Source organism: Streptococcus parasanguinis, assembly GCF_023109675.1.
Taxonomy (GTDB): Bacteria; Bacillota; Bacilli; order Lactobacillales; family Streptococcaceae; genus Streptococcus; species Streptococcus parasanguinis_I.
The window spans coordinates 127,333-151,284 of the sequence record NZ_JALDUR010000001.1; the positions used below are offsets into that span (position 1 = coordinate 127,333).

Genomic DNA, 23,952 nt, shown 5'->3' on the forward strand with positions numbered 1-23,952 from the left:
ATGAAGATTATCTTTGTCCGTCATGGGGAGCCAGATTATAGTATGCTTGATAAACTTGAAGATCCGCAACTCTATAGTGGTTTTGGTCGTGATTTAGCACCATTGACAGGAAAAGGTCGCAGTCTGGCAAAAGAAGTTGCTAAAACTGCATGTTTTGGAAAGGCAGAGATTATTATTTCATCGTCTGTGACGAGGGCTTTAGAAACAGCACATTATATAGCAGTTGAAACAGGATTGGACTTGTTTGTGGAGCCGTTTTTTCATGAGTGGCGTTCAGACTTAGATGGCACTAACTCTGATTTAACCAGTGTATTGGTAGCTCATGAATATTATCTAAAACATCAAGGAGCTTTATCTGAAGATTCTCCTTATCGCTATGAAACTGATCTAGAGATGCGTCATCGTTTTTTAAGAGCTTTGGAAAAATATAAAAATTATAAAACTATTATCATTGTAACTCACGGAATGCTCATGCGCCAGTTTGTGTCAAATGAGAAGATTGATTTTTGCCAAGTGATTGAGTGTGAGATAGAGATTTAGAAAGAGGTTTATCATCGCAAAGAAAAAAACGACATTTGTGTGTCAAAATTGTGCCTATAATTCACCCAAATACCTAGGGCGCTGTCCTAACTGTGGTTCTTGGTCCTCCTTTGTCGAAGAGGTCGAGGTCGCAGAGGTCAAGAATGCACGGGTATCCTTGACGGGTGAAAAGACCAAACCCATGAAATTGGCGGACGTGACCTCTATCAATGTTCACCGGACCAAGACGGAGATGGAGGAGTTTAACCGAGTGCTTGGTGGCGGGGTTGTGCCAGGAAGTCTCGTCCTCATCGGTGGGGATCCAGGGATTGGGAAATCAACCCTTCTCCTTCAAGTATCAACCCAACTGTCTCAAGTGGGAACGGTTCTCTATGTCAGTGGGGAGGAGTCGGCCCAGCAGATCAAACTTCGGGCAGAGCGTTTGGGGGATATTGACAGTGAGTTTTACCTCTATGCAGAAACCAATATGCAGAGCGTGAGAGCCGAGGTAGAGCGCATCCAGCCAGATTTTCTGATCATCGACTCGATTCAGACCATTATGTCTCCTGAGATTTCAGGGGTGCAGGGATCAGTCTCTCAGGTGCGTGAGGTGACGGCTGAGCTCATGCAGCTGGCCAAAACCAATAACATCGCCATCTTTATCGTGGGGCATGTGACCAAGGAAGGAACCTTAGCAGGTCCTCGGATGCTGGAGCACATGGTGGATACGGTGCTCTATTTTGAGGGGGAACGCCACCACACCTTCCGAATCCTGAGAGCAGTCAAAAACCGCTTTGGCTCCACCAATGAGATCGGAATCTTTGAGATGCAATCAGGTGGCTTGGTCGAGGTCCTTAATCCGAGTCAGGTCTTTTTGGAAGAACGCTTGGATGGTGCAACTGGCTCCTCTATCGTGGTTACCATGGAGGGGACACGTCCGATTCTAGCTGAAGTGCAGGCCTTGGTGACGCCAACCATGTTTGGTAACGCCAAGCGGACGACAACGGGGCTTGATTTCAATCGGGCCAGTCTCATCATGGCAGTGCTAGAAAAACGAGCGGGTTTGCTCCTTCAAAATCAGGATGCCTACCTCAAGTCTGCAGGTGGTGTCAAGTTGGATGAGCCAGCTATCGACCTAGCCGTAGCCGTAGCCATTGCCTCGAGCTACAAGGACAAGCCAACCAACCCGCAGGAATGTTTCGTTGGAGAGTTGGGCTTGACAGGAGAAGTTCGCCGGGTCAACCGGATCGAACAACGGATCAATGAAGCTGCCAAGCTCGGTTTTACCAAGATTTATGTTCCGAAAAACTCTCTGACGGGGATTTCGACACCATCAGGGATCGAAGTGGTCGGTGTGAGTACACTGTCTGAAGTCTTGAAGAAAGTATTTTAATTTTAATAGTAGAAAAGTCTTAAACGGGAAGTTTAAGGCTTTTTTTCAGATGTGACAGATGACAGGAGGTATCCCCTGACAGAAAGGATCGGATGTGGTAAAATAATAGATGATTTGAATTTCAAAGGAATAAAGGAGAGACCATGTCTTATTTTGATAATTTTTTAACAGCCAACCAAGCTTATGTGGCGCTACATGGAGACCTCCGTCTTCCGATTAAGCCAAAAACACAAGTCGCCATCGTGACCTGTATGGATTCCCGTCTTCACGTGGCGCCTGCACTAGGTCTGGCTCTTGGAGATGCCCATATTTTGCGGAATGCTGGAGGGCGCGTGACCGATGACATGATCCGCTCCTTGGTCATTTCGCAGCAGCAAATGGGAACCCGTGAAATTGTGGTCTTACACCATACAGACTGTGGCGCACAGACCTTTGAAAACGAAGGTTTCCGTCAGCATCTCAAGAAAGAACTGGGTGTGGATGTAGGAGATCGCGATTTCCTTCCGTTTCAAGATATTGAGGAGAGTGTCCGCGAGGATATGGAGCTTTTAAAAGCTTCTCCTTTGATTCCAGAGGATGTGGTGATTTCAGGAGCAGTGTATGATGTGGACACCGGGTTGATCTCAGAAGTGAAATGAATTCAGTAAGGTAGACATATTAAAAAGTTCTTCGTTAGCTTGTAAAAACATGCATATATATTATGAAATGTTTCAGAAATTATTCGATTAGTCGTTTCATTCTGTTACTAGTTTCATAGAATTTCCATTGACTTGAAGTGGAGAAAACAGTATACTAGTAAAGCAATTTGATCTTTCAAACTGCCGGCAACAAGGGGAATGAATCCACTTTGAATTGGAATACAGTAGGGTTTGGAGTGGTAGTACTTCACACCCTTATTGTCGTCAGTCACCCTCATAAAAGGGATCTAGACTCTGAATGAGTTGTATAAATATAAAAAAACTTCCTTGGAACAGAATTCCATAGGAAGTTTCTTTGTGTTTGGGATCTACTCTTGTTTCTTTTTGTAAGGGATAAGACTGGACAAACCTGCTAAGAGGCCAAGTCCAAGTAGGGCTAGCTGAGAGGTTTCTTCACCTGTTGCAGGTAGATGAGTTCCTTCTTGAGGGGTGTTAGGAACAACTTCAGGGAGTTCCTCTTTTTGGCTTGTTGTTTCAAGAGGTTTCTCCTCTTCTTTGTTAGAGAGAAGTGCTGATCCCTTTTCTTCATGAGCATCAGTCGTGTTTGCTTTTGTCACGGAAGGAAGAGGGCTGACTGTTTCTTCTTTTTCTGTTTCTGGGGATGGTTGTGGAGTAGGGATTTCTTTGACCTTGTAGGCAAAGATCAAGATGGTTGTTCCAACTTCTACCTTCCCAGTTTGTTCAGCTGCACCGATCCGTTCATAGATGTGGCCGTCGTAGGAGATTTCATCTGGTGCGCTAGCGACGTAATGGGTTCCATTGTCCACATTTGTTGCAATAGCAAGCTCTGGTTGCAATTCAGTGCTAGTATCTTGGATGACAAATCGCGCGATGACTGTTCCCGTAGCTAACTTGTAATCATAGATGACCGTTTTCATTCCCTTAGTGACTGTGCCACTTGGATCAGCAGAATCAGCACGGTGTCCAACTAGATGGTAGATACGACCATCTTTTGTGATTTCTGTTGGGGCCTCACTAGTGTACTTGGTGCCGAAATCTACCTCTGTAGCGAGGTCTTGCGCCTCTTGCAGATCAGTGTCGCCTCCCTCAGTGAGGAATCGTACTCTGACAGATCCTTTGGTGATGGCATAGGTAATAGCAGTATCAGCTGTTGGAGACTCAGGGCTTGGAAGAAGATAGCCTTTGGTCTCGTCAAGAGGATCCACAAGATTTAAGACTTGTCCATGAGCATCTTTTGGCTCTAATCCCTCCACGTAAGGAAGGGTATCGGTAGGAGATGCAATGGCGGTTGGATTTGTGGGATCATTTAGATAAGTGATCTCTTTTTGAGCATGGGCTGGTTCTTTACCAGTAGCATAGCTGATCCTATAGGCACCGACTGGGCGATAGATGACCGTATCTGTGATGTCTGCTGCATCAGCATGAATGCCAGTATGTTCTCCTGCTTTTGTCAGATCAGAAGAGACGGCATCAGTCGATTCTTCTGCTACGACAACATAGCCTTTTTTGACGGGATTTTCAAGAGCTGCAAAGCTTGTGCCATCTTGAGCTGTCCAGTCTTCAAGACTTGTCTCGCCTGTCACCAAATTGATGGTTCCTTTGCGAGTGAAATGAAGGCTGCCAGTTTGATCAGCTATTCCTGCAGGCTGGCGGTTAGATCCATCCTGATCCTCTGTTACATAGGTCACTGTACGGATCACTGTTTCAGATAAATGATCCAGATCAGCCGTTGTTTGACCAGCTGGAGCTAGAGGAGTTGGATAGACACGCCCCTCGCTATCTCCTGGAACAACTTGACCTGCTTGGATGGGCTGTGTTGCAGAAAATTCCACAATTTTTGGTGCCAAGCGGACAATAAACTCTTGAACGCCATCTTCATTGGTGTTGGTAGCATCGCGGTCAAAGTTTGGTTGTCCCTCTGCATCGAAGCCATTCTCTACTAGTTCATAGCCTTTCTTCAAATAGTTGGCAATGGTTTCTTTTGTAGAGTAGTTGATCTTTTCACCTGTATGACCAACCAAGTCACTAGAACGTTCGAGCTCAACTCCGTTTTCGTCTTGATAAAGAACATGAGCGGCTTCATTGAGTTTGACATAGAGCATATCCCATACATCTAGACTCGGAACATCGATAGCAGCCATCCATTGGCCAGCCCCTCCGTCATAATAAACATTTGCGCTTGTTTCCCGGAGCTTGATGTTGTATTTTCCTTCAACAGCATCAGGTGTTGCCCAGTAAATGCTGGCGTGTTCAGCCTGATCTTTTGTGATTTTTCCGAGTGGAACAAAAGCTTGAATATTGGTCAATTTTTCGGTTGTATTCACAGCGCTGTTCCATTTGTTTTCAGTGATGCCGACCAAATTGATCAAGTGAGCAATTCGATCACCCGTCTTGGTTTCTTTTGTAATGGTATAAACGGTTCCAGGTTGAACCCCATCAGCATTATCCAGGTTGGATCCGATGAAGTTGCCGTTCACCAGTACATTGGTATTGTCTACGATCCGACGGGTATCATGTGCCAAGGTGTCGCGACCGCGGAGAAGTTCTTGGTAAGCAACGATGAATTCTTGGTAGTTGAATTCTGCATTGGCAAAGTCAGCATTGACTGGTAGGTTTTGATTGAGATACCATTCTGCTTGGATCACCCCAAAACCTTTAGCATCTTGAGAAGTATTGAGGGCTGCAGTCGTCATATGGTAACCACCGCTCGCTGCGATAATAGCATCTGTCAGCAATTCGTTGTCTTTGCTGAGGGCTGATGCATTTTTACCACGATGGGTATAGGCTGCGATGATAGGAGATTTCCCCTTGTATAAATCACGCATCCGTTCGGTAAGACGCGTCAAGGCTTGGTAGGTAGAGTCATAGGCAATGCTATCTCCCCAAACTTCCGCATAAGGTGCAGAGACATTGGTCTTACCTAGTCGATCAGCATCTCCAGTAGAGATATCGTTGATCATGAAGTCATAGCCTTCTTTTTTGAGGGCCTCTGTTGCAGCTGTGGCTAGTTCTGGATAGTGTTCGCTCAAAGAGAAGCCTTTTCCAGGTTCACTGACTTTTTCCACCCAGTTAGAGCCCATGGTATCCCCTTGCCATCCATCAAAATTCCCTTCTTTCATGGCTTTGGTCATGACTTCAATGATAAATTTTTGCCAATTTGGATCACCCGGATCGAGAAATTGTTGGATATCAGTCGCTGTGACATCACCCTTTTTACCGAAGTTGAAATGGTCTTGTAGATTGCGAACAATGGCACTGTTCACTTCATTTGGGACCCCTTCTTCGAGGGAAACTGCGTAAATCATGTTATACAGCATGGCTTTGGCACCAGTTGAATGAACATGAGCCACTAGCTCTTTGACTGCTTCTGTATCGATGACAGGCAAGTAGGACTTGCGCTTGTCAGGATCTGTTTCGCTATTTGGAATCAAGAAAGTCGCCCAATCTTGAGTGAAACGTTCAACATTTGCTGGGAATGGGTTAGCTGGCGTATTGTAAACGTCGTAGAAGAAGTAGTTGTTGATGTGCATATTGGCCAATTGGTCAATACTATTCTTGTAGCCTTCTACCTGATCATTGGTGATGGAGTTGTGATTGTCTTTTGAGCCGGCAACCACCCCATAACGTGGGTAGATCGTCCAGTCATCTTCAACAGCAAGACCCGCTGCCTTATGAAAGGCTTGGGAGCCATCTGCTTTCTTACCAAGGACATCAACGATAAATCCAGCATTAGGTGAAAAGATCGTATTTGGAATCGTCAGTTCGCCGCCTTCAACGTTTTTCTTTTCATAAATGACCTGATCTAAATGAGAGACAGTGACATCAGATGAAACCACTTCAGGGTTGTTGATGGAGATCCGGACGTCTTCCCCACTTTTATAAGTCGCTTTATCAAAGGTGACGTCGTTGGTGATTTTTGGAGTATTATAAGTAGTTGCTGGAGCTGCACTGACCGGTTGAGTGGCAGTAACAGTTGGTGTTGATTCCGATGGCGAAGACGTTGCTTCCGTCGTAGCACCTTCCTCACTAGTAGTGGTAGGAGTACTGGTGTTGGTTGCTGCTGGTTGAGCGGTTGCTGAAATCTCAGAAGTCGGATTGGTGTTGACCTCGTCAGCCATGGCAACAGAGCTTACCATCAAGGCTCCAAAAAGGGTAATCATAGAGACCAATGTCTTGTTGCGTTTGCGGAAATAGCCGTGCCCTTTTTCAGAGACACTATTTTTTTCTTGTTTCATTTTTTTCTCCCACATACAGTCTAAATAAGTAAATCAACGTTTCTACATTATTTGTTCATTTTATACCAAATAAGTATACGATTTTTCACTAGATAGTGTCAATTTTGGAAAGAAAGTGAATTGAATGTTTTCTTGAAAGTGCCAGAAAATAGCTTTAAATGTGAGTTTTTAAATATTGATATTTATATCCAAAAAAATATTTGCAAAAAAATGAACCGCAAAAATAGTTTAGTTCGTTTTTTTGACATAAAATTAAACAAAACACAAAGGTAAAAAATAAATGTAAGAAGAAGCATTAATTTCCTATAGGTTCTCCTCCCTATTTATGTTACAATTAAACTACTATTATCGAAGGGAGAAACTATGATTAATTCAATTGTTTCACAAGGTTTGATTTGGGCCATTTTAGGGTTAGGAATCTTTATGACGTTCCGAATTCTAGATTTTCCAGATATGACGACAGAAGGCTCCTTCCCGCTTGGAGGAGCGGTGGCGGTGACCTTGATTACTAAAGGGGTCAACCCGCTCCTTGCGACGCTGGCTGCTATTGGTGCAGGGTGTTTGGCGGGACTTGCGACGGGTCTTCTCTACACAAAAGGAAGAATCCCGACACTCTTGTCAGGGATCCTCGTAATGACGTCTTGTAACTCGGTTATTCTCTTTGTCATGCAGCGGGCTAATTTGGGACTTTTGGGCTATAAAAAATTACAGGAATTTCTTCCTTTTGCCAGTGGGTTCAATGAGATTCTGATTGGTTTGATTTTCGTAACGCTTGTGATCCTTGGTTTGATCTTCTTCTTGGATACACGCTTGGGTCAAGCCTATATTGCGACAGGGGACAATCCAGATATGGCCAAGAGCTTTGGGATCAACACCGACCGGATGGAATTGATGGGCTTGGTCATTTCAAATGGGATTATTGCTCTTTCTGGTGCACTGATGGCCCAGCAAGAAGGCTATGCGGATGCTTCACGTGGGATTGGTGTCATCGTTATTGGGCTTGCCAGCCTTATTATTGGAGAGGTGCTCTTTTCAAATGTCACTTTGACAGAGCGCTTGCTCAGTATTGCGATCGGATCGATCGCCTACCAATTTTTGATTTGGGCCGTGATTGCGCTTGGCATCAATACCAGCTATATTCGAATCTTCAGTGCCTTGATCTTGGCTATCTGCCTGATGATTCCAACCTTTAAGGGAAAAATCATGAAAGGAGCGAAACTCAGTAAATGACAGCAATTGTAGAATTAAAAAATGTAACCAAAGCCGTGAGCAATGGGATGAACGAAGAAAAAGTCATTCTGGATGATGTTTCCTTGGAAATTCGAGAGCATGATTTTATCACGATTTTGGGGGGTAATGGAGCTGGAAAATCAACCCTCTTTAATACCATTGCAGGGACGCTTCCGGTGAGCAGTGGGAAAATTTATATTTTGGGGGAAGATGTAACCAACTATTCTCCTGAAAAGAGAGCCAAGTACCTATCGCGGGTCTTTCAAGATCCTAAAATGGGGACAGCACCTCGCATGACAGTAGCGGAAAACCTCTTGGTAGCGAAGTTTCGTGGAGAAAAACGTGGTTTGATTCCGCGTCACTTGGCCAGCTATAAAGAAGAGTTTCAAACAGTCCTTGCTAAGATCGGCAATGGCTTGGAAAATCATATCGACACTGCTGTTGAGTTTCTATCAGGGGGGCAACGACAAGCCTTGAGTCTGTTGATGGCGACACTGAAACGTCCAGAACTCTTACTTTTAGACGAACACACTGCAGCCTTGGATCCAAAAACTAGTCAGGCCCTCATGACCTTGACCGATGAGTTTGTGAAACAAGATGCCCTCACAGCTCTTATGATCACTCACCATATGGAAGATGCTTTGAAATATGGAAATCGCTTGATTGTCATGAAAGACGGACACATCGTCCAAGACCTCAATCAAGAAGAAAAAGCCCAAATGACCATCGCAGACTACTATCAATTGTTTGAGAAAGAATAAGATACAAAGCCCGTAAAATGCAAAGTGAAAATAGGGAGTAGGACAGAAGCTATACGATTGTGGACGCTTCGTCGTCCTACCCCTACAAGGCTGATTAGAATTCTTCCGAGCTGATTAAGCGAGAGAAGAGTTCAATCAGCTACTGTGTTTTACCTAGAGGCTTCACTAAAATACAAACTCATTTTAGAAATGTTTCTCACGGCGGATAGTTTCAGAGTATGTTTGCATGAGTCTAATAGTAACGATCGATTTAATTTTTTAGTATTACTTAGGTTGTTTGATGTGGAAGTAGTTTGTCTACAGCTAAGTTAGAGACTTGGTCTCTAACTTTTTCTTTTCCTTAAATCATCTATAAAACCGCATAAAAATAGGAACTAGTTTCAGCCGAAATCGCTTGCAATTGCTTAGGGAGCTGAGTATAATATAGTTAGAAAGATGAAGAAGGGATTGATACCAATGCCTTATCGAGTTAAAATTTAGGTTACTTCGTTTTAGGCCTGTTTTGCTGATATCTGTTCATGCTCTTATCGTAAAAGAGCAGTCATGTCGTGTGTGTCGGATCGGTTGGACGGTCGGGCAAACCTGCTTAGTTTGTCCGGAGACATAAGAAAACGTGGAAATAGTAGGTAGAAGCTTTTTGTAAAGGTTTTCAAACTTCGATGCGTCCAGTCGAAAACTAATCATTTGGATTTAGGATAGCAAAGAAAACCTCTGGTATTTTACACAAATACTATTAAATGAAATCAACATCATAAACATTGTTTTGTTAGCCAAAAGGTTAATTGCACCAAGTCAGTGAAGCAGACCAGGCCTCTAGTCCCGTAAGACTGGAGGCCATTTTTATAAAATACTCAGGAGGAGGTGAGAGTATGGGATTGTCGTATGCGCAAGAATATAGTTGTCGGGACCATTTTCGGCAAAGAGCTTTTGAGCGCTTTGGCGTAGATGATCAGCACTTGAATAAGTGGATCAACCAACACCTCTCCTCCCTCTCTCCTTATGATAGTAATGTGGTTCAACCGGCTAATACAGAAGCTTATGTAGCCAGTGATGGCGTCATCTTTGTCTGCAATATCAAAAGTCGGGAGTTCATCACTTGCTTTAAGGCGGTCAATTACCAAGAATCTAAGGAAGAAGAGGAAGCTTATACGGATATTCACGAAAACAATGTCGCTTCCTTCAAAAAAGATGTAAACCACCTAGTCAATCGCTACCGACTCAAGGAAGCCAAAGAGCTGTTTGAAAACATTGGGGAGGACTTGGATGATTTTTATCGCCTGTCCCAAGCGGTCAAGAACGGCCAATTGAGCGAGCGAAATAGTAAGCGCCTAGAGGAATTGTTAGGCAAGTTTCATGTGATCAAGGCAGCCATGCGGATCATTGAAAATAAACGGGGAGATTACCATCTTTAGGGTCTTTTCCCCCTAAAAATAGGCGCCTAGAAGCCCTCTCATCTGAAATAGATGAGAGGACTTTTTTGCTGTGGAAAGCTTTTTGAAAAAAAGAGAAAAAAATTGTATAATAGAGTGGATATGCAAGTATTTGCAAAGCTGTAATTCGACTTGGGCGACCAAGGACCGTAAGTATTAAAATAATCACACTAAAGGAGACAACAGTGAGTAGTATTAAATTAGTCACTCTTGGCGGTGTTCGAGAAAATGGGAAAAATCTCTACGTTGCCGAAGTGAACGATTCAATTTTTGTCTTGGATGCAGGTTTGAAGTATCCAGAAAATGAGCAACTTGGGGTGGATGTCGTTATCCCCAACATGGATTATCTATTTGAAAACAAGGACCGCATTGCGGGTGTTTTCTTGACCCACGGTCATGCGGATGCCATTGGGGCCTTGCCTTATCTTTTGGCGGAAGCGAAAGTCCCTGTATTCGGGACAGAATTGACCATTGAGTTGGCTAAACTCTTTGTGAAAAGCAATGACAGTGTGAAGAAATTCAATGACTTCCATGTTATTGATCAAAATTCTGAGATTGATTTTGGTGATGCCGTCGTCTCTTTCTTTCAAACAACCCACTCCATCCCTGAAAGTATCGGGATTGTGATTGGCACTCCTGAGGGCAATATCGTCTATACAGGAGACTTTAAATTTGACCAAACTGCTAGTGAGTCTTATGCGACGGACTTTGCTCGCCTAGCTGAGATTGGACGTGAGGGTGTGCTTGCCCTCCTGAGTGATTCGGCCAACGCAGATAGCAAGATGCAAGTTGCTAGTGAGCAAGAGGTGGGCGATGAAATCCTGGATACCATTGCGGACTGGGATGGTCGTGTCATCGTAGCGGCGGTAGCCAGCAACCTTTCTCGGATCCAGCAGGTCTTTGATGCTGCAGCTGGGACTGGCCGCCGGGTGGTCTTGACAGGGTTTGATGTGGAAAATATCGTCCGCACAGCCATCCGCTTGAATAAATTATCTCTTGCCAACGAAAAACTCTTGATCAAGCCAAAAGAAATGAGTCGTTTTGAGGACCATGAATTGATCATTTTGGAAACAGGCCGGATGGGTGAACCGATCAATGGTTTGCGTAAGATGTCGATTGGTCGTCACCGCTATGTGGAAATCAAAGATGGGGACTTGGTTTACATCGTCACAACGCCGTCTATTGCTAAAGAAGCTGTGGTGGCTCGTGTGGAAAACATGATCTACCAAGCAGGTGGCATTGTCAAATTGATCACGTCAAGCTTGCGCGTGTCTGGTCACGGAAACGCACGGGACTTGCAGTTGATGATCAACCTTCTTCGTCCTAAATATCTCTTCCCAATCCAAGGGGAATACCGTGAATTGGATGCCCATGCACGAGTGGCGATGGAAGTCGGGATTTTGCCTGAGAACATATTTATTCCAAAACGCGGAACGGTAATGGAGTACGAAAAGGGTGACTTCGTCCCTGCCGGTAGCGTCTCAGCGGGAGATGTCATGATCGATGGGAATGCCATTGGTGATGTGGGCAATATTGTCCTTCGTGACCGCAAGGTCTTGTCAGAAGACGGGATCTTTATTGTGGCGATCACGGTGAATCGCAAAGAGAAGAAAATTATTTCCAAAGCGCGCGTGCACACCCGTGGTTTTGTCTATGTCAAGAAAAGTCGGGATATTCTTCGTGAAAGTTGCGAATTGGTCAACCAAAGCGTCGAAGATTATTTGGCACAAGACAGCTTTGACTGGGGTGAGTTAAAAGGTTTGGTACGCGACAACTTGTCTAAGTTCTTATTTGAACAAACCAAACGTCGTCCAGCCATCCTACCAGTCGTGATGGAAGTAAAATAATAGAAGAAATGGAAACGCTTGGCAGCCGAAGGCTTGCCGAGTGTTTTTAACAGTAGAAAGAGGAAAGCAAATGGCAGTTATGCAGATTGAGTATTATTCAGAAGCTTTGAAGATGGAGTGGGGGGTGTCCGTCCTTTATCCCGATGCATCGCGCGTGGAAGATCCAACGGATACGGATATTCCGGTTCTCTATCTCTTACACGGGATGAATGGGAATCACCACTCTTGGTTGAAGCGGACCAATGTGGAGCGCATCCTGCGCAATACCAATCTGATCGTGGTCCTACCCAATACCAATAATGGCTTTTACACAGATACCCAGTATGGCTACAACTACTACACGGCCATTGCGAAAGAATTGCCAGAGACTCTTTCTCGCTTCTTTCCGAATATGACTAAGAAACGGGAGAAAACCTTTATTGCTGGCTTATCCATGGGCGGCTATGGATCGATGCTCTTGGCCCTCAAGACAAATCGTTTCTCTCATGCGGCTAGTTTTTCTGGAGCACTTAGTTTTCACGATAGAGACTTTGAAAACAATGACTTGGAACAACCAGCTTTTTGGAAGGGAATTTTTGGAGAGATTGAGGATTGGACGTCCAGTCCCTATTCGCTAGAGACGGCTGCCAAGAAGTTTTCAGATAAGAAGACCAAACTCTGGATCTGGTGTGGGGAGCAGGATTTCCTTTATGAAGCCAATAATTTTGAAGTCAAGGAATTAGAAAAGTTAGGCTTGGATGTCACCTATACCCACAGCCCAGGTAAGCACGAATGGTTCTACTGGGAACGTGAGTTGGAGCACTTTTTACAAACCCTACCAATCGACTTTGAATTAGAAGAAAGACTAAACTAAGATACAAATAGATTGGATATCAGTCAGAGCATTTGTTCTGGCTTTTTTTATATATAGGAAGAAAGACTAGAAAGGTCACTTATTCATTTCAGTCCTGCTTTCTTTGTGGTATAATAGGAACGATTGAAAATTGAGCTAGAAATAGCGAACAAGATAAGAGGAGAGAAATATGGCAAAAGATATTCGTGTACGTTATGCACCAAGTCCAACAGGGCTACTACACATCGGAAATGCTCGTACAGCATTGTTTAACTACTTGTATGCGCGCCATCATGGTGGAACTTTTATTATCCGTATCGAAGATACGGACCGTAAGCGCCACGTCGAAGACGGCGAACGTTCCCAGCTTGAAAACCTTCGTTGGTTGGGCATGGACTGGGATGAAAGTCCAGAGACTCATGAAAATTACCGCCAATCTGAGCGTTTGGAACTCTACCAAAAATACATCGACCAACTCTTGGCCGAAGGAAAAGCCTACAAGTCTTACGTTACAGAAGAAGAGTTGGCAGCAGAGCGTGAACGCCAAGAAGCAGCTGGTGAAACACCTCGCTACATTAACGAATACCTTGGCATGAGCGAAGAGGAAAAAGCAGCTTATATCGCAGAACGTGAAGCAGCAGGGATTATCCCAACGGTTCGTTTGGCAGTGAATGAGTCTGGTATCTACAAGTGGCATGATATGGTCAAAGGCGATATCGAGTTTGAAGGTGGTAATATCGGTGGGGATTGGGTCATCCAGAAGAAAGATGGCTACCCAACTTACAACTTTGCCGTTGTGATCGATGACCACGACATGCAAATCTCTCACGTTATCCGTGGAGACGACCACATTGCCAACACCCCAAAACAGCTCATGGTCTATGAAGCCCTTGGTTGGGAAGCACCAGAATTCGGTCACATGACACTTATCATCAATTCTGAAACTGGTAAGAAATTGTCTAAACGTGATACGAATACCCTTCAATTTATCGAAGATTACCGTAAGAAGGGCTACCTTCCAGAAGCAGTCTTTAACTTCATCGCTCTTCTTGGTTGGAACCCTGGTGGGGAAGACGAAATCTTCTCTCGCGAAGAACTCATCAAGCTCTTTGATGAACATCGTCTCAGCAAGTCTCCAGCTGCTTTCGACCAGAAGAAAATGGACTGGATGAGCAATGAGTATATCAAGAATGCGGATCTTGCGACTATCTTTGAAATGGCCAAGCCATTCCTCGAAGAAGCAGGTCGTTTGACAGACAAGGCTGAGAAGTTTGTAGAACTCTACAAGCCACAAATGAAGTCGGTGGACGAAATCGTTCCATTGACAGACCTTTTCTTCTCAGACTTCCCAGAGTTGACAGATGCAGAAAAAGAAGTCATGGCTGGTGAAACGGTTCCGACTGTACTTGAAGCCTTCAAAGCGAAATTGGAAGCCATGTCAGACGATGAGTTTGTGGCAGAAAATATCTTCCCACAAATCAAAGCGGTTCAAAAAGAAACTGGGATCAAAGGGAAGAATCTCTTTATGCCAATCCGAATCGCCGTTTCAGGTGAAATGCATGGTCCTGAATTACCAGATACCATCTACTTACTTGGACGCGAAAAATCCATCCAACATATTGAAAGTATGTTGGAAAAAATCAGATAATTATCAGAAAAGCCTGTAAATGAATTGAACCCCAAAAGTTAGACAGAAAAGATCCAACTTTTGGGGTTCAGTTCATTTTTTTACTTCTTTTTCTACCATTTGTCAAGTATAATACGGTTTCCGACTCACCATTATTCTTGAAAATGTATGAAGAGAATTTTTTGAGGGATAGTTCGAGCCATTTTTTTGATATTTGAGCATAGAAAAATGACACCTTATCTGGCATTTTTTGAAACAAGGTGTTAGAATTATAGGGCATAGATGACTTTAATGACTTTGGGCTAAAGTATAGTCGTAAAGTTTATTATGCATTATAAGATAATACATTGTCCTAATGAGACGATGTATAGAGGCAATCGTATGTGGCTTAGTTGAAGTTATCTGCGATTGTCTTTTTCGTTTCTCATAGAAATCTGCGATATGGCAAGGATTGGTGTGGCTAGCTGAAGCGATATTGTGAATACATTTGTACAGAATTTTTCTTGCATAAGGATTCCCACGCTTCGTGATATGCTCTTGACCTAGAAAATCTCCCGATTCATAGTGTTTGAGATCAATACCGATAAAAGCGTTGATTTGATTAGCAGACTTAAAACGACGAATATCTCCTAATTCGCCAATAATGCTTGTAGCCGTTGTTTCTGCGATACCAGGAATAGAGAGAAGAATCTTATATTCAGGTAGAGGTTCAGCTAACGCTATCAACTGTTGTAATACTTGTTCCCGACGGTTTGTCAACCTTATAAGTTCCTGTGCATCATACTTAACCTCTTCTACCATAGGAGAGGTTTTTGAAATGCCAGCATAAGATTGCTTCGCCAATCCAACTAACTTCTCAGTCAAGTTACCTACTCTGTTCTCTGAAATGCGTTTAGAGGTTGAGTTGCGAATAGCTTCTTTCAACTCAACTTCTGATAGTTCCAGCACCCAATGCTTGGTTGGGAAGATGGACACGAGATTCCAATATTGCTCACCTGTAGGAGTAGATAGTAGATTCTCGATTTCTGGGAAGGCGACTTGAAGAACTTTGTGCAGCCTATTCTTCGTCCTTACGATATCCTCTGTCAGATTTTGGTAGAATCGGCTAAGATCATGCAAGTTTTGATAGACTTCTTCTTGAACATAAGTTGGCTTACGGTTTAGAACAAATTGTGACGAAGCAAGTTTCTCTGCATCAATCTTATCGGTTTTTCGGACTCGTAATCCATCAAGTTGCTTCTTAGCTTCCAAAGGATTAAGACGTGTATAGTCATAGCTGTTTTCTTCTAGAAAGGCCTGAAGTCGGCGAGAGTATACACCAGTAGCTTCGAAAATAATTTCGGGATTGCTCACGGTCTTTAGATCCTCCAGTAGACGAGAAAATCCGATAATGTCATTAGGCATAGTATAGCCATGAACCCTTTCACCATTCACAAGAATAGCGACTTCTGAGCTTGCTTTACTCACATCAATTCCAAAAACTGTCCGCATTATGTTTACCTCTTTGTCTTGAATGATTCCTTATTTTGGTGATTCCATTTTCAATACTCGGCGTCTAGCGCCAAAAGAAGCTACGACATAACAAGATACTTCTGCTTTAATATAAAGAAAAAGTAGTGAGTACTCTCTCCCGTCGGAGATTTCTTCACTACTAATCTTAGTATGTTTTTTATCCTGCTTCCTTCTCTTTTATGGTATACTGAAAGCGACAACATGATTGGAGCTCCCGATGAAAAAGATCCCCTTAGTATTTTCAGGCTGTCTGTTAGGACTGGTTGGCGCTGGAAACCTTCTTGCAGACTCGCTACCTTTCTTTGCCCACGCCTTTAGTCTGACAGGTTTGTTCTTCTGGTTTTTCTTTGTAGTTTACCATGCGATTCGCTGGCAAGAAGCCAAGATAGAATTCCAACAACCAGCCCTTTTATCTGGGATGGCGACTTTTCCCATGGCAGGGATGATTCTATCCACCTATCTTTTGCGCCTCTTTCCCGCCTTTGGAGGTCTATCACAGTTGGTCTGGTGGTCTGCCTTTCTCTTGGATCTGAGCTTAATTCTCTATTTTACCAAGACCCATGTCCTAGCGCGACCAAGAGCCAATGCCACTCCAAGTTGGACCGTTCTCTATGTGGGCATTGCAGTAGCAGCCTTGACTTATCCAGTTGTAGGAATAAGAGAGATTGCTTATCTCGCTTTAGTGATTGGTTTTGGTTTGACCTTTCTTCTTTATCCCCTTATCTATCATGATTTGAAGCAGTCCCCCTTGCCCAGTCATCTGTTGGGCCAAGAAGGCATCTATTGCGCTCCATTTTCCCTTCTTTTAGCAGCTCTGGTTCGTGTGGGTGGAGCAAGCCTTCCTGTCTGGTTCTTACTGATCATGGTAGTTGCCTCACAAGGTTTTTATTTCTTTGTTTTGACGCGTCTACCGAGAATGATCAAAGAAGGTTTTCAACCTGCTTTTTCAGCCCTGACCTTTCCAACAGTCATCACAGCGACCTCTTTGAAAATGGCCCAAGGCTTGTTGCAGTGGCCTTTCTTGACAGCTCTCGTATGGATGGAAACTCTTCTTTGTCTCTTGATTTTAGTCGCTGTTTTAGGAGGTTATGTGGCCTATCTCAGGGAGTAGGAAGTCATCCTTTTTCATTGAAACCTTGTCACAATTATGGTAAGATGCACTATACGATTTGTCATACTCTATAGGAAAGGTATCTATGAAATTCATCAAAGGAAAGCTCTCACTACTTTATCCCCTTTTTCTGCTCTTGTTTTATTTTTATGTTCGGCCTCAATTTCGCCCCTTGGCCCAGTATGTCTCCAATAGCGTAGCAAGCGCCAATAGCTATTATTGGACCTTATTTGGCCTAGAAGGCCTCTATGCAGTCTTTACAGGATTTTTGGTCTACCGTTTTTCTAAAAAAGCGCAGTTTAAACTGGGGAAGAACCCCCTTCAAGCTCTGATAGAAGCTGTTTTTGCGGCCTGTTTGGTCTACTGGCTGGACTACTTCATCAGTGGTTTTGTTCAAGGACGGGCAGCCGTTTTGAGTTTGTTTCCACGGGAAATTAGCCCTACAGGGATGCTTATCCTGGTGATCGCAATGGTCGTCATCCGGCCAGTGACAGAAGAACTGATCTTTCGTGGAGCCTTGGTGAATGCCTACTTCAAAGGCTGGAAACTCTATGCAGAGATTTGGCTTCCAGCCCTCATCTACAGTGGCCTGCATTTTCTCCACACTCCCTTTTCGCTGGGAGCTTCTATCATCTATCTCCTGCCGAGTGTGATTTTTGGGATCCTGTATTATCGGAGCAAGACGCTCCTTTCACCTATTTTGGCTCATATCTTGCTCAATCTCTACTACACCTTGCCTTTACTTTTATCTGTATTTAAGTAGCAACCGATTTCCTGAGTGAGATTGGTTTTTTTTGAAAATATGGTATAATAGAATAAATTTAATAGAGGGAGTTGAGGTTTGAAAAAAAGCTACCGCGTCAAACGTGACAAAGATTTTAATGCTATTTTTAAAAGTGGTCAAAATGTTGCCAATCGGAAATTCGTTGTTTACCGCTTGCGCAAAGACCAACCGCATTTTCGAGTCGGCCTGTCTGTTAGTAAGAAACTGGGAAATGCTGTGACCAGAAATCGCATCAAACGTTTGATTCGCCATGTTTTGATCAAACACCAAGCCTTCCTTACGACCGATGATTTTGTTGTCATTGCTCGTAAAGGAGTGGAGGAGCTCGACTTTCATCAAGTAGAGAAAAATCTTGTACATGTCTTAAAATTAGCGCATGTCTACCAAGAAAGGGAATAATGTGAAAAAGAAACTGAAGTTAACTGGATTATTAGGAGCGGCCTTATTGGTCTTGACAGCTTGTGGAACCTCTCAAGTGACAGCTCAGTCGACAGGTGGTTGGGAACGCTTCGTCTACTTCTTTGCAGAAGCTATCCGCTTCTTGTCCTTTGGCGGAAGTATCGGTGTAGGGATTATCGTCTTTACCATTGTCATCCGGACGGTCCTCTTGCCTCTCTTCCAATATCAAATGAATTCAACCCGCAAAATGCAGGAAATTCAACCCCTCCTCAAGGAATTGCAAGCTAAGTATCCTGGGAAGGATCTTGATAGCCGGACCAAGCTTTCCGAAGAGATGCGGGCCCTTTACAAGGAAAAAGGTGTCAAAACATCTTCAGCCTTCCTTCCTCTCTTGATCCAGATGCCGGTCTTGATGGCCTTGTTCCAAGCGCTGAGCCGTGTCGAATTTCTTAAAGTCGGTCACTTCCTCTGGTTGGACCTTGGCGCGATCGACCCGACTTATATCTTGCCGGTTCTTGCAGCACTCTTCACATTTTTCAGCAGTTGGTTGACCAATAAAGCCATGCCAGAGCGCAATGGTAGTGCGACAACCATGATGTATGTGATGCCTGTGATGATCTTCTTCTTTGCCTTGTTCTCAGCCAGCGGGGTCGCACTATACTGGGTGACTTCCAATGCTTACCAAGTTGGGCAAACCTATCTCTTGAACAACCCCTTCAAGATTATCGCAGAGCGTGAAGCAAAAGAGCAAGCTTCGCGCGACATGGAAAAACAAAAACGTCGTGCCCTAAACAAGGCACAGAAAAAGAAAAAATAAGAAAGAGGTGGACATATGGTCCTATATACTGGAGCAACTGTTGAAGAAGCGATTCAAAAAGGTCTGAACGATTTAGATATTCCTCGTATGAAGGCACATATTACGGTTGTAGCGCGTGAAAAGAAAGGTTTTCTTGGCTTGTTTGGGAAAAAACCAGCCCAAGTTGAGATTGAACCCATTGCAGAAACAACTGTTGTGAAAGCCAATCAAAAAGCTGTCAAAGGTGTCCCAGATGAGATCAATGCACAAAACGAACCGGTTAAAACTGTGAGCGAAGCTACGGTCGATCTCGGACGCGTCGTTGCAGCGATCAAAAAGGTCGAAGAAGAAGGAGAAGTTGTCTCTGAAGAAATCAAGACCGAAATCCTGAAACATGACAAAGAAGCAGATACCGTTCTTGAAGAAAAAGGACATGAACATATCCTTGAAAAAGTTAAAGAACCAGCGACAAAAGAATCAAGCGAATCTGATTTCTCAAACCTTGGTATCGAGGTAGAGGAAAACTACAACATCGAAGAAGTCGTAGATGATGTGACAGCCTATGTTCAAACAGTGGTCGATGAAATGGATGTGGATGCAACCATCTCAAGCAGTCACAACCGCCGTACGGTCAATATGCAAATTGATACCAATGAACCGGGACGTGTCATTGGTTACCACGGAAAAGTCTTGAAGGCTCTTCAACTTTTGGCACAAAATTACCTCTATAACCGCTACTCAAAGAATTTTTACATTACTATTAATGTTAATGACTATGTAGAACACCGGGCGGAAGTTCTTCAAAGCTATGCTCAGAAGTTGGCAACACGTGCCCTCGAAGATGGGCAAGCCCAACAGACAGATCCGATGTCAAACAGTGAACGGAAAATCATTCACCGGATCGTCTCTAAGATGGAAGGAGTCACTAGCTACTCTGAAGGGGAAGAACCAAACCGTTACGTGGTGGTAGACATCGAAGGATAATCTAGCTATTATTTCCCATAAGGGAGAGACGGGATTTAGCCGATCTCTCCTTTTTTAGGTTTAGAAAGGAAGCAAATGGCATTTGCAGCGATTCGAGAGTTTTTAAAGCTTCAAGGAATTCACTACCAGGCCCCAGCAAAGGCAGGCGTGCTAGCCTCAGAGATGGAGCAGTATCGTGCTCTAGCTCAAGCGGCTCGTAAGGAATTCACCGATTTGGTCTCAGCCTTTCAGAAGCGTCACCCCTATTTGGAGCAAGATCGGACCAGTCAATGGATGAACCAGGCCCAGGTCTTGCGACCTCATTTTTGGGCCTATCTAAAAGGAGAAGGGACGATGGCAGAACCTATGTTTGCCTTGAGGCTCTATGGAGATGCAGCTGATTTTGGAGTTTCCTTAGAGGTGAGTTTTATCGAGCGAAAAAAAGATGAGGAGAGTCTTCAAAAACAACACATGGTTCTCACCCTTCCCATCACTCAGCCAGTTTATTATTTCGCCCAGAAAAATGGAGAGAGTCAAAGGGTAGAAGGAACAGAAAAGAATCGCCATGATCTGTTACAAGCAGTAGCAGAAGGGGCGGTTCGTAAGGTCCTCGTTAAATACGATGTTTCTCTAGTTGAGGAGAGTTCCCTAGAGAATATCCTGGATCAGTTGCAAGAGGCGCTGGTGGCTCTGGAACCCTATTACTTGGCAACCCGTCAGGTGTAGAAAGGTGTTCTCCGACCTGTATTTGCAACAATTTTGCCATAGCTATTGACAAATAGAGTCGAATCCGATAGAATAGTAAAGTATGTTTAGTAACTGATCACAACTAGCCGGCTAAACGAATACAAAATCTATGAGGAGGTATTCATCGTGAAACGTACTTATCAACCAAGTAAACTTCGTCGTGCGCGCAAACATGGTTTCCGTCACCGTATGGCAACTAAAAATGGTCGTCGCGTATTGGCAGCTCGTCGTCGTAAAGGACGCAAAGTTTTGGCTGCCTAATTCAGATAAAAACCTAAAAACCAGTAGAAACTCGAGACTACTGGTTTTTGTTTTGTCCGAAAGTGAATTTAGAGGCGCTTTCTGCTATAATAGAAGGAAGAAAAACTCGGAAGAAAAGGAAGATCATGCAGATTTTTGATACCCACACCCATCTTAATGTGGAAGAATTCGCAGGAAAAGAACAAGAAGAGCTGGACTTGGCCAAGGAAATGGGTGTTGTAGCCCACAATATCGTTGGTTTTGACAAACCGACGATTGAGCGTGCCATGGAGTTGGCAGATCAATATCCAGAACTCTATCTCACGCTTGGCTGGCACCCCACTGAGGCAGGAGATTATAGTCCTGAAGTGGAGGCCTATTTACTTGAACAGCTAAAACATCCCAAAGTCGTCGCACTCGGAGAAATCGGTCTGGATTACCACTGGATGACGGCACCAAAAGATGTCCAAGAAAAGGTTTTTCGTCGTCAGATTCAATTGTCTAAAGACTTGGACCTCCCCTTTGTGGTGCATACACGTGATGCTTTAGAAGATACTTATACCATCATCAAGAGTGAAGGAGTCGGGCCTCGCGGTGGGATCATGCATTCTTTCTCAGGAAGTTTAGAAGAAGCGAAACGCTTCATGGATCTGGGGATGATGATTTCCTTTTCTGGAGTGGTCACTTTTAAGAAAGCCACAGATGTCCAAGAAGCGGCAGCTGGCCTTCCGTTAGACAAGATCTTGGTTGAAACAGATGCTCCTTACCTGGCACCAGTTCCCAAACGTGGTCGGGAAAATAAAACAGCCTACACTCGTTATGTGGTAGATTTTATTGCAGAACTACGTGGCTTAACAACAGAAGAAGTATCTCAGGCAACCTATGACAATGCAAGAAAGGTATTTGGCCTTGACTGAGAAAAGAAAAATACCAGAAGTGATTGTCGTGGAGGGCAAGGACGACACAGCCAATCTCCGCCGTTTTTATGAGGTGGATACCTATGAAACCCGAGGTTCTGCGATCGATCAAGATGACTTGGAACGAATTGCTACCTTGCAAGAGTTGCGTGGGGTCATTGTCTTTACCGATCCAGACTATAATGGCGAGCGAATTCGCAAGATCATCATGCAAGAGGTGCCCCAGGCCAAACATGCCTTTTTAAATCGTGGTGAAGCAGTACCCAAATCCAAGACCAAGGGGCGTTCCTTGGGAGTGGAGCATGCGAACTTTGAAGATTTAGAAAAAGCTCTAGCTGGACTGGTCGGGTCTTACGAAGATGAAAATTTCTTTGATATCACAAAGACCGACTTGATGCGGCTTGGACTGTTGATGGGAAGCGATAGTCGCAAACGACGGGAATATCTAGGCGAAGCCTTGCGCATCGGCTACTGCAATGGCAAGCAATTACTCAAACGCTTGGAGTTGTTTGGAATTTGTTTGGCCCAAGTCGAAGAGGCGATGGCCAGTTATTAAGACGGAAGTAGAGGGGATTCTTTACCTCTAAACTGATTAGAAAAGAGAAAAAATGAGAATTGCAGATTATAGCGTGACCAAGGCAGTGCTGGAGCGTCACGGTTTTACCTTTAAAAAATCCTTCGGTCAGAACTTCTTGACCGATACCAATATCCTTCAAAAGATTGTGGATACGGCTGAGATTGATAAGCAAGTCAATGTCATCGAAATCGGTCCCGGAATTGGAGCTTTGACAGAATTTTTGGCAGAAAATGCCGCAGAAGTCATGGCCTTTGAGATCGATGACCGCTTGGTTCCCATTTTGGCGGATACCTTGCGTGATTTTGACAATGTAACGGTTGTCAACCAAGACATCCTCAAGGTAGACCTCAACCAGTACATCGCAGAGTTTAAAAATCCAGACCTTCCGATCAAGGTGGTGGCTAACCTTCCTTACTACATTACGACTCCCATCCTCATGCACTTGATCGAATCTAAGATTCCTTTCCAAGAATTTGTGGTCATGATGCAAAAAGAGGTGGCAGACCGCATCTCAGCCGAGCCCAACACCAAGGCTTATGGTTCTTTATCCATTGCAGTCCAATACTATATGACTGCTAAGGTAGCTTTTATCGTGCCTCGCACCGTCTTTGTGCCAGCACCAAACGTCGACTCTGCCATTCTCAAGATGGTCCGTCGCAAAGAGCCAGCAGTAGCAGTCAAGGATGAAGATTTCTTCTTCTCTGTCAGCAAGGCTAGCTTTGTCCACCGCCGGAAGACACTTTGGAATAACTTGACCAGTCGCTTTGGCAAGACCGAAGAAATCAAAGCCAAACTGGAAGCAGGAATCCAAGCTGCAGGCCTGCAACCTTCTGTACGAGGAGAAGCTCTGAGCTTAGAAGACTTCGCCCGACTAGCAGATGGCCTTCTAGAAGCAGGAATAAAATAACAGAAAAGACATGAGCTTTGTAGCTCATGTCTTGTTTGTTGTAGAAGGAAAGGACGGGATTTGAACCCGCGCGTGAATAAAATCCACTTGCCGGATTTCGAGTCCGGTGCCGTACCGAGCTGGGCCACCTTTCCAAGATGCGGAGAAAGGGATTTGAACCCTCACGCCCGAAGGGGCACATGCGCCTGAAGCATGCGTGTCTGCCGTTCCACCACCTCCGCATAGTTCTATTATACACTTTTTAGGAAAAATGCCAAGGAAAAAAAGGAAGGTGCCCTTTCCCGAATTCTGCTAAAAGACAAGTCATAACAGATACTCCGTCTTCTGTTTCTATCCATTTAAAAAACGACCCTATTCGTTTCTAAAAGTGTCCGGAGAGGTTCACTTTTCGTTTTTTCTTATCAAGCAATCCAGCCTTATTTCTCATTTTTTGGTATAATAGATAGTATTAATCTCAAAGGAGTAC

At 44.0% G+C, this 23,952-nt stretch carries 21 protein-coding genes and 2 tRNA genes; 19 read left to right on the forward strand and 4 right to left on the reverse strand.

All coding sequences use genetic code 11. The features are described from left to right. From M1G14_RS00570 to M1G14_RS00580, 3 genes are all read left to right on the forward strand, one after another. A complete protein-coding gene (locus tag M1G14_RS00570) occupies positions 1–540 on the forward strand; it encodes a histidine phosphatase family protein (RefSeq protein WP_247926115.1) in 540 nt (179 codons plus the stop codon). Positions 541–553: 13 nt separating this feature from the next. Continuing rightward, on the forward strand, positions 554–1,912 hold the full coding sequence (gene radA, locus M1G14_RS00575; RefSeq protein WP_425608332.1) for a DNA repair protein RadA: 1,359 nt from the start codon (positions 554–556) through the stop codon (positions 1,910–1,912). Positions 1,913–2,055: 143 nt separating this feature from the next. Beyond that, complete coding sequence (locus M1G14_RS00580) at positions 2,056–2,550, forward strand: beta-class carbonic anhydrase (protein WP_003008959.1); 495 nt, start codon at positions 2,056–2,058, stop codon at positions 2,548–2,550. Positions 2,551–2,918: 368 nt separating this feature from the next. On the opposite strand, the gene M1G14_RS00585 is transcribed toward M1G14_RS00580, so the two are convergent. Then, positions 2,919–6,806, reverse strand: a complete 3,888-nt coding sequence (locus M1G14_RS00585; protein WP_247926116.1) for a glycoside hydrolase family 66 protein — start codon at positions 6,804–6,806, stop codon at positions 2,919–2,921. A 363-nt stretch (positions 6,807–7,169) separates the two neighbouring features. On the opposite strand from M1G14_RS00585, the gene M1G14_RS00590 reads away from it, so the two are divergent. From M1G14_RS00590 to gltX, 6 genes are all read left to right on the forward strand, one after another. Continuing rightward, entirely contained in the window at positions 7,170–8,036 is an 867-nt protein-coding gene (locus M1G14_RS00590; RefSeq protein ID WP_070674459.1) for an ABC transporter permease, read from the forward strand. Continuing rightward, positions 8,033–8,797, forward strand: coding sequence for an ABC transporter ATP-binding protein (locus M1G14_RS00595; RefSeq protein WP_031575699.1), 765 nt, complete (start codon positions 8,033–8,035; stop codon positions 8,795–8,797). The genes M1G14_RS00590 and M1G14_RS00595 overlap by 4 nt, the downstream gene beginning before the upstream one ends. An 869-nt stretch (positions 8,798–9,666) precedes the next feature. After that, complete coding sequence (locus M1G14_RS00600; RefSeq protein WP_049473337.1) at positions 9,667–10,209, forward strand: hypothetical protein; 543 nt, start codon at positions 9,667–9,669, stop codon at positions 10,207–10,209. A gap of 203 nt (positions 10,210–10,412) precedes the next feature. Further along, positions 10,413–12,074, forward strand: coding sequence for a ribonuclease J (locus M1G14_RS00605; RefSeq protein WP_070674456.1), 1,662 nt, complete (start codon positions 10,413–10,415; stop codon positions 12,072–12,074). A gap of 70 nt (positions 12,075–12,144) precedes the next feature. Next, a complete protein-coding gene (locus tag M1G14_RS00610) occupies positions 12,145–12,927 on the forward strand; it encodes an alpha/beta hydrolase (protein WP_247926117.1) in 783 nt (260 codons plus the stop codon). A 169-nt stretch (positions 12,928–13,096) separates the two neighbouring features. After that, positions 13,097–14,554, forward strand: coding sequence for a glutamate--tRNA ligase (gene gltX / locus M1G14_RS00615; RefSeq protein ID WP_125826635.1), 1,458 nt, complete (start codon positions 13,097–13,099; stop codon positions 14,552–14,554). A gap of 267 nt (positions 14,555–14,821) precedes the next feature. Here gltX and M1G14_RS00620 read toward each other — a convergent pair whose 3' ends face one another. Further along, complete coding sequence (locus M1G14_RS00620) at positions 14,822–16,024, reverse strand: IS110 family RNA-guided transposase (RefSeq protein ID WP_125826634.1); 1,203 nt, start codon at positions 16,022–16,024, stop codon at positions 14,822–14,824. A 238-nt stretch (positions 16,025–16,262) separates the two neighbouring features. Here M1G14_RS00620 and M1G14_RS00625 point away from each other — a divergent pair, with 238 nt between their 5' ends. The 10 genes from M1G14_RS00625 (at position 16,263) to rsmA (ending at position 23,486) form a co-directional block, all read left to right on the forward strand. Further along, a complete protein-coding gene (locus tag M1G14_RS00625; protein ID WP_049497083.1) occupies positions 16,263–17,156 on the forward strand; it encodes a TDT family transporter in 894 nt (297 codons plus the stop codon). Positions 17,157–17,241: 85 nt separating this feature from the next. Then, positions 17,242–17,919 (forward strand): CPBP family intramembrane glutamic endopeptidase, encoded by a 678-nt coding sequence (locus tag M1G14_RS00630; RefSeq protein ID WP_049497084.1) that lies wholly within the window; start codon positions 17,242–17,244, stop codon positions 17,917–17,919. A gap of 78 nt (positions 17,920–17,997) precedes the next feature. Next, a complete protein-coding gene (rnpA, locus tag M1G14_RS00635) occupies positions 17,998–18,339 on the forward strand; it encodes a ribonuclease P protein component (RefSeq protein WP_003002960.1) in 342 nt (113 codons plus the stop codon). A 1-nt stretch (position 18,340) separates the two neighbouring features. Further along, a complete protein-coding gene (locus tag M1G14_RS00640) occupies positions 18,341–19,156 on the forward strand; it encodes a YidC/Oxa1 family membrane protein insertase (RefSeq protein WP_003015944.1) in 816 nt (271 codons plus the stop codon). 15 nt (positions 19,157–19,171) lie between these two features. Next, complete coding sequence (jag, locus tag M1G14_RS00645; RefSeq protein ID WP_021153989.1) at positions 19,172–20,119, forward strand: RNA-binding cell elongation regulator Jag/EloR; 948 nt, start codon at positions 19,172–19,174, stop codon at positions 20,117–20,119. A 75-nt stretch (positions 20,120–20,194) separates the two neighbouring features. Then, positions 20,195–20,824, forward strand: a complete 630-nt coding sequence (locus tag M1G14_RS00650) for a ribonuclease P (protein WP_247926118.1) — start codon at positions 20,195–20,197, stop codon at positions 20,822–20,824. 147 nt (positions 20,825–20,971) lie between these two features. Continuing rightward, complete coding sequence (gene rpmH, locus M1G14_RS00655; protein WP_003003086.1) at positions 20,972–21,106, forward strand: 50S ribosomal protein L34; 135 nt, start codon at positions 20,972–20,974, stop codon at positions 21,104–21,106. A 125-nt stretch (positions 21,107–21,231) separates the two neighbouring features. Further along, complete coding sequence (locus M1G14_RS00660; protein WP_024055123.1) at positions 21,232–22,002, forward strand: TatD family hydrolase; 771 nt, start codon at positions 21,232–21,234, stop codon at positions 22,000–22,002. Continuing rightward, positions 21,974–22,558: a ribonuclease M5 gene (rnmV, locus tag M1G14_RS00665; RefSeq protein ID WP_125826631.1), complete on the forward strand. Its 585-nt coding sequence runs from the start codon at positions 21,974–21,976 to the stop codon at positions 22,556–22,558. Before M1G14_RS00660 ends, rnmV begins: the two co-directional genes overlap by 29 nt. Positions 22,559–22,610: 52 nt before the next feature. Continuing rightward, positions 22,611–23,486 carry a 16S rRNA (adenine(1518)-N(6)/adenine(1519)-N(6))-dimethyltransferase RsmA gene (gene rsmA / locus M1G14_RS00670; protein WP_125826630.1) on the forward strand — a complete coding sequence of 292 codons (876 nt, stop codon included), beginning with the start codon at positions 22,611–22,613 and terminating at the stop codon, positions 23,484–23,486. Between the two features lie 45 nt (positions 23,487–23,531). On the opposite strand, the gene M1G14_RS00675 is transcribed toward rsmA, so the two are convergent. Together M1G14_RS00675 and M1G14_RS00680 are read right to left on the reverse strand one after the other, a co-directional pair. Then, positions 23,532–23,620: transfer RNA gene (locus M1G14_RS00675), tRNA-Ser, on the reverse strand. A 4-nt stretch (positions 23,621–23,624) separates the two neighbouring features. Beyond that, positions 23,625–23,707, reverse strand: a tRNA-Leu gene (locus M1G14_RS00680). Between the last annotated feature and the right edge of the window lie 245 nt (positions 23,708–23,952).

Excerpts from the sequence above, each read along its gene's own strand:
- M1G14_RS00570 (WP_247926115.1), top strand. The coding sequence starts at position 1 with ATGAAGATTATCTTTGTCCGTCATGGGGAGCCAGATTATAGTATGCTT.
- M1G14_RS00580 (WP_003008959.1), top strand. The coding sequence starts at position 2,056 with ATGTCTTATTTTGATAATTTTTTAACAGCCAACCAAGCTTATGTGGCG.
- M1G14_RS00585 (WP_247926116.1), bottom strand. The coding sequence starts at position 6,806 with ATGAAACAAGAAAAAAATAGTGTCTCTGAAAAAGGGCACGGCTATTTC.
- M1G14_RS00590 (WP_070674459.1), top strand. The coding sequence starts at position 7,170 with ATGATTAATTCAATTGTTTCACAAGGTTTGATTTGGGCCATTTTAGGG.
- M1G14_RS00595 (WP_031575699.1), top strand. The coding sequence starts at position 8,033 with ATGACAGCAATTGTAGAATTAAAAAATGTAACCAAAGCCGTGAGCAAT.
- M1G14_RS00600 (WP_049473337.1), top strand. The coding sequence starts at position 9,667 with ATGGGATTGTCGTATGCGCAAGAATATAGTTGTCGGGACCATTTTCGG.
- M1G14_RS00610 (WP_247926117.1), top strand. The coding sequence starts at position 12,145 with ATGGCAGTTATGCAGATTGAGTATTATTCAGAAGCTTTGAAGATGGAG.
- gltX (WP_125826635.1), top strand. The coding sequence starts at position 13,097 with ATGGCAAAAGATATTCGTGTACGTTATGCACCAAGTCCAACAGGGCTA.
- M1G14_RS00620 (WP_125826634.1), bottom strand. The coding sequence starts at position 16,024 with ATGCGGACAGTTTTTGGAATTGATGTGAGTAAAGCAAGCTCAGAAGTC.
- M1G14_RS00625 (WP_049497083.1), top strand. The coding sequence starts at position 16,263 with ATGAAAAAGATCCCCTTAGTATTTTCAGGCTGTCTGTTAGGACTGGTT.
- M1G14_RS00630 (WP_049497084.1), top strand. The coding sequence starts at position 17,242 with ATGAAATTCATCAAAGGAAAGCTCTCACTACTTTATCCCCTTTTTCTG.
- jag (WP_021153989.1), top strand. The coding sequence starts at position 19,172 with ATGGTCCTATATACTGGAGCAACTGTTGAAGAAGCGATTCAAAAAGGT.
- M1G14_RS00650 (WP_247926118.1), top strand. The coding sequence starts at position 20,195 with ATGGCATTTGCAGCGATTCGAGAGTTTTTAAAGCTTCAAGGAATTCAC.
- M1G14_RS00660 (WP_024055123.1), top strand. The coding sequence starts at position 21,232 with ATGCAGATTTTTGATACCCACACCCATCTTAATGTGGAAGAATTCGCA.
- rnmV (WP_125826631.1), top strand. The coding sequence starts at position 21,974 with ATGCAAGAAAGGTATTTGGCCTTGACTGAGAAAAGAAAAATACCAGAA.
- rsmA (WP_125826630.1), top strand. The coding sequence starts at position 22,611 with ATGAGAATTGCAGATTATAGCGTGACCAAGGCAGTGCTGGAGCGTCAC.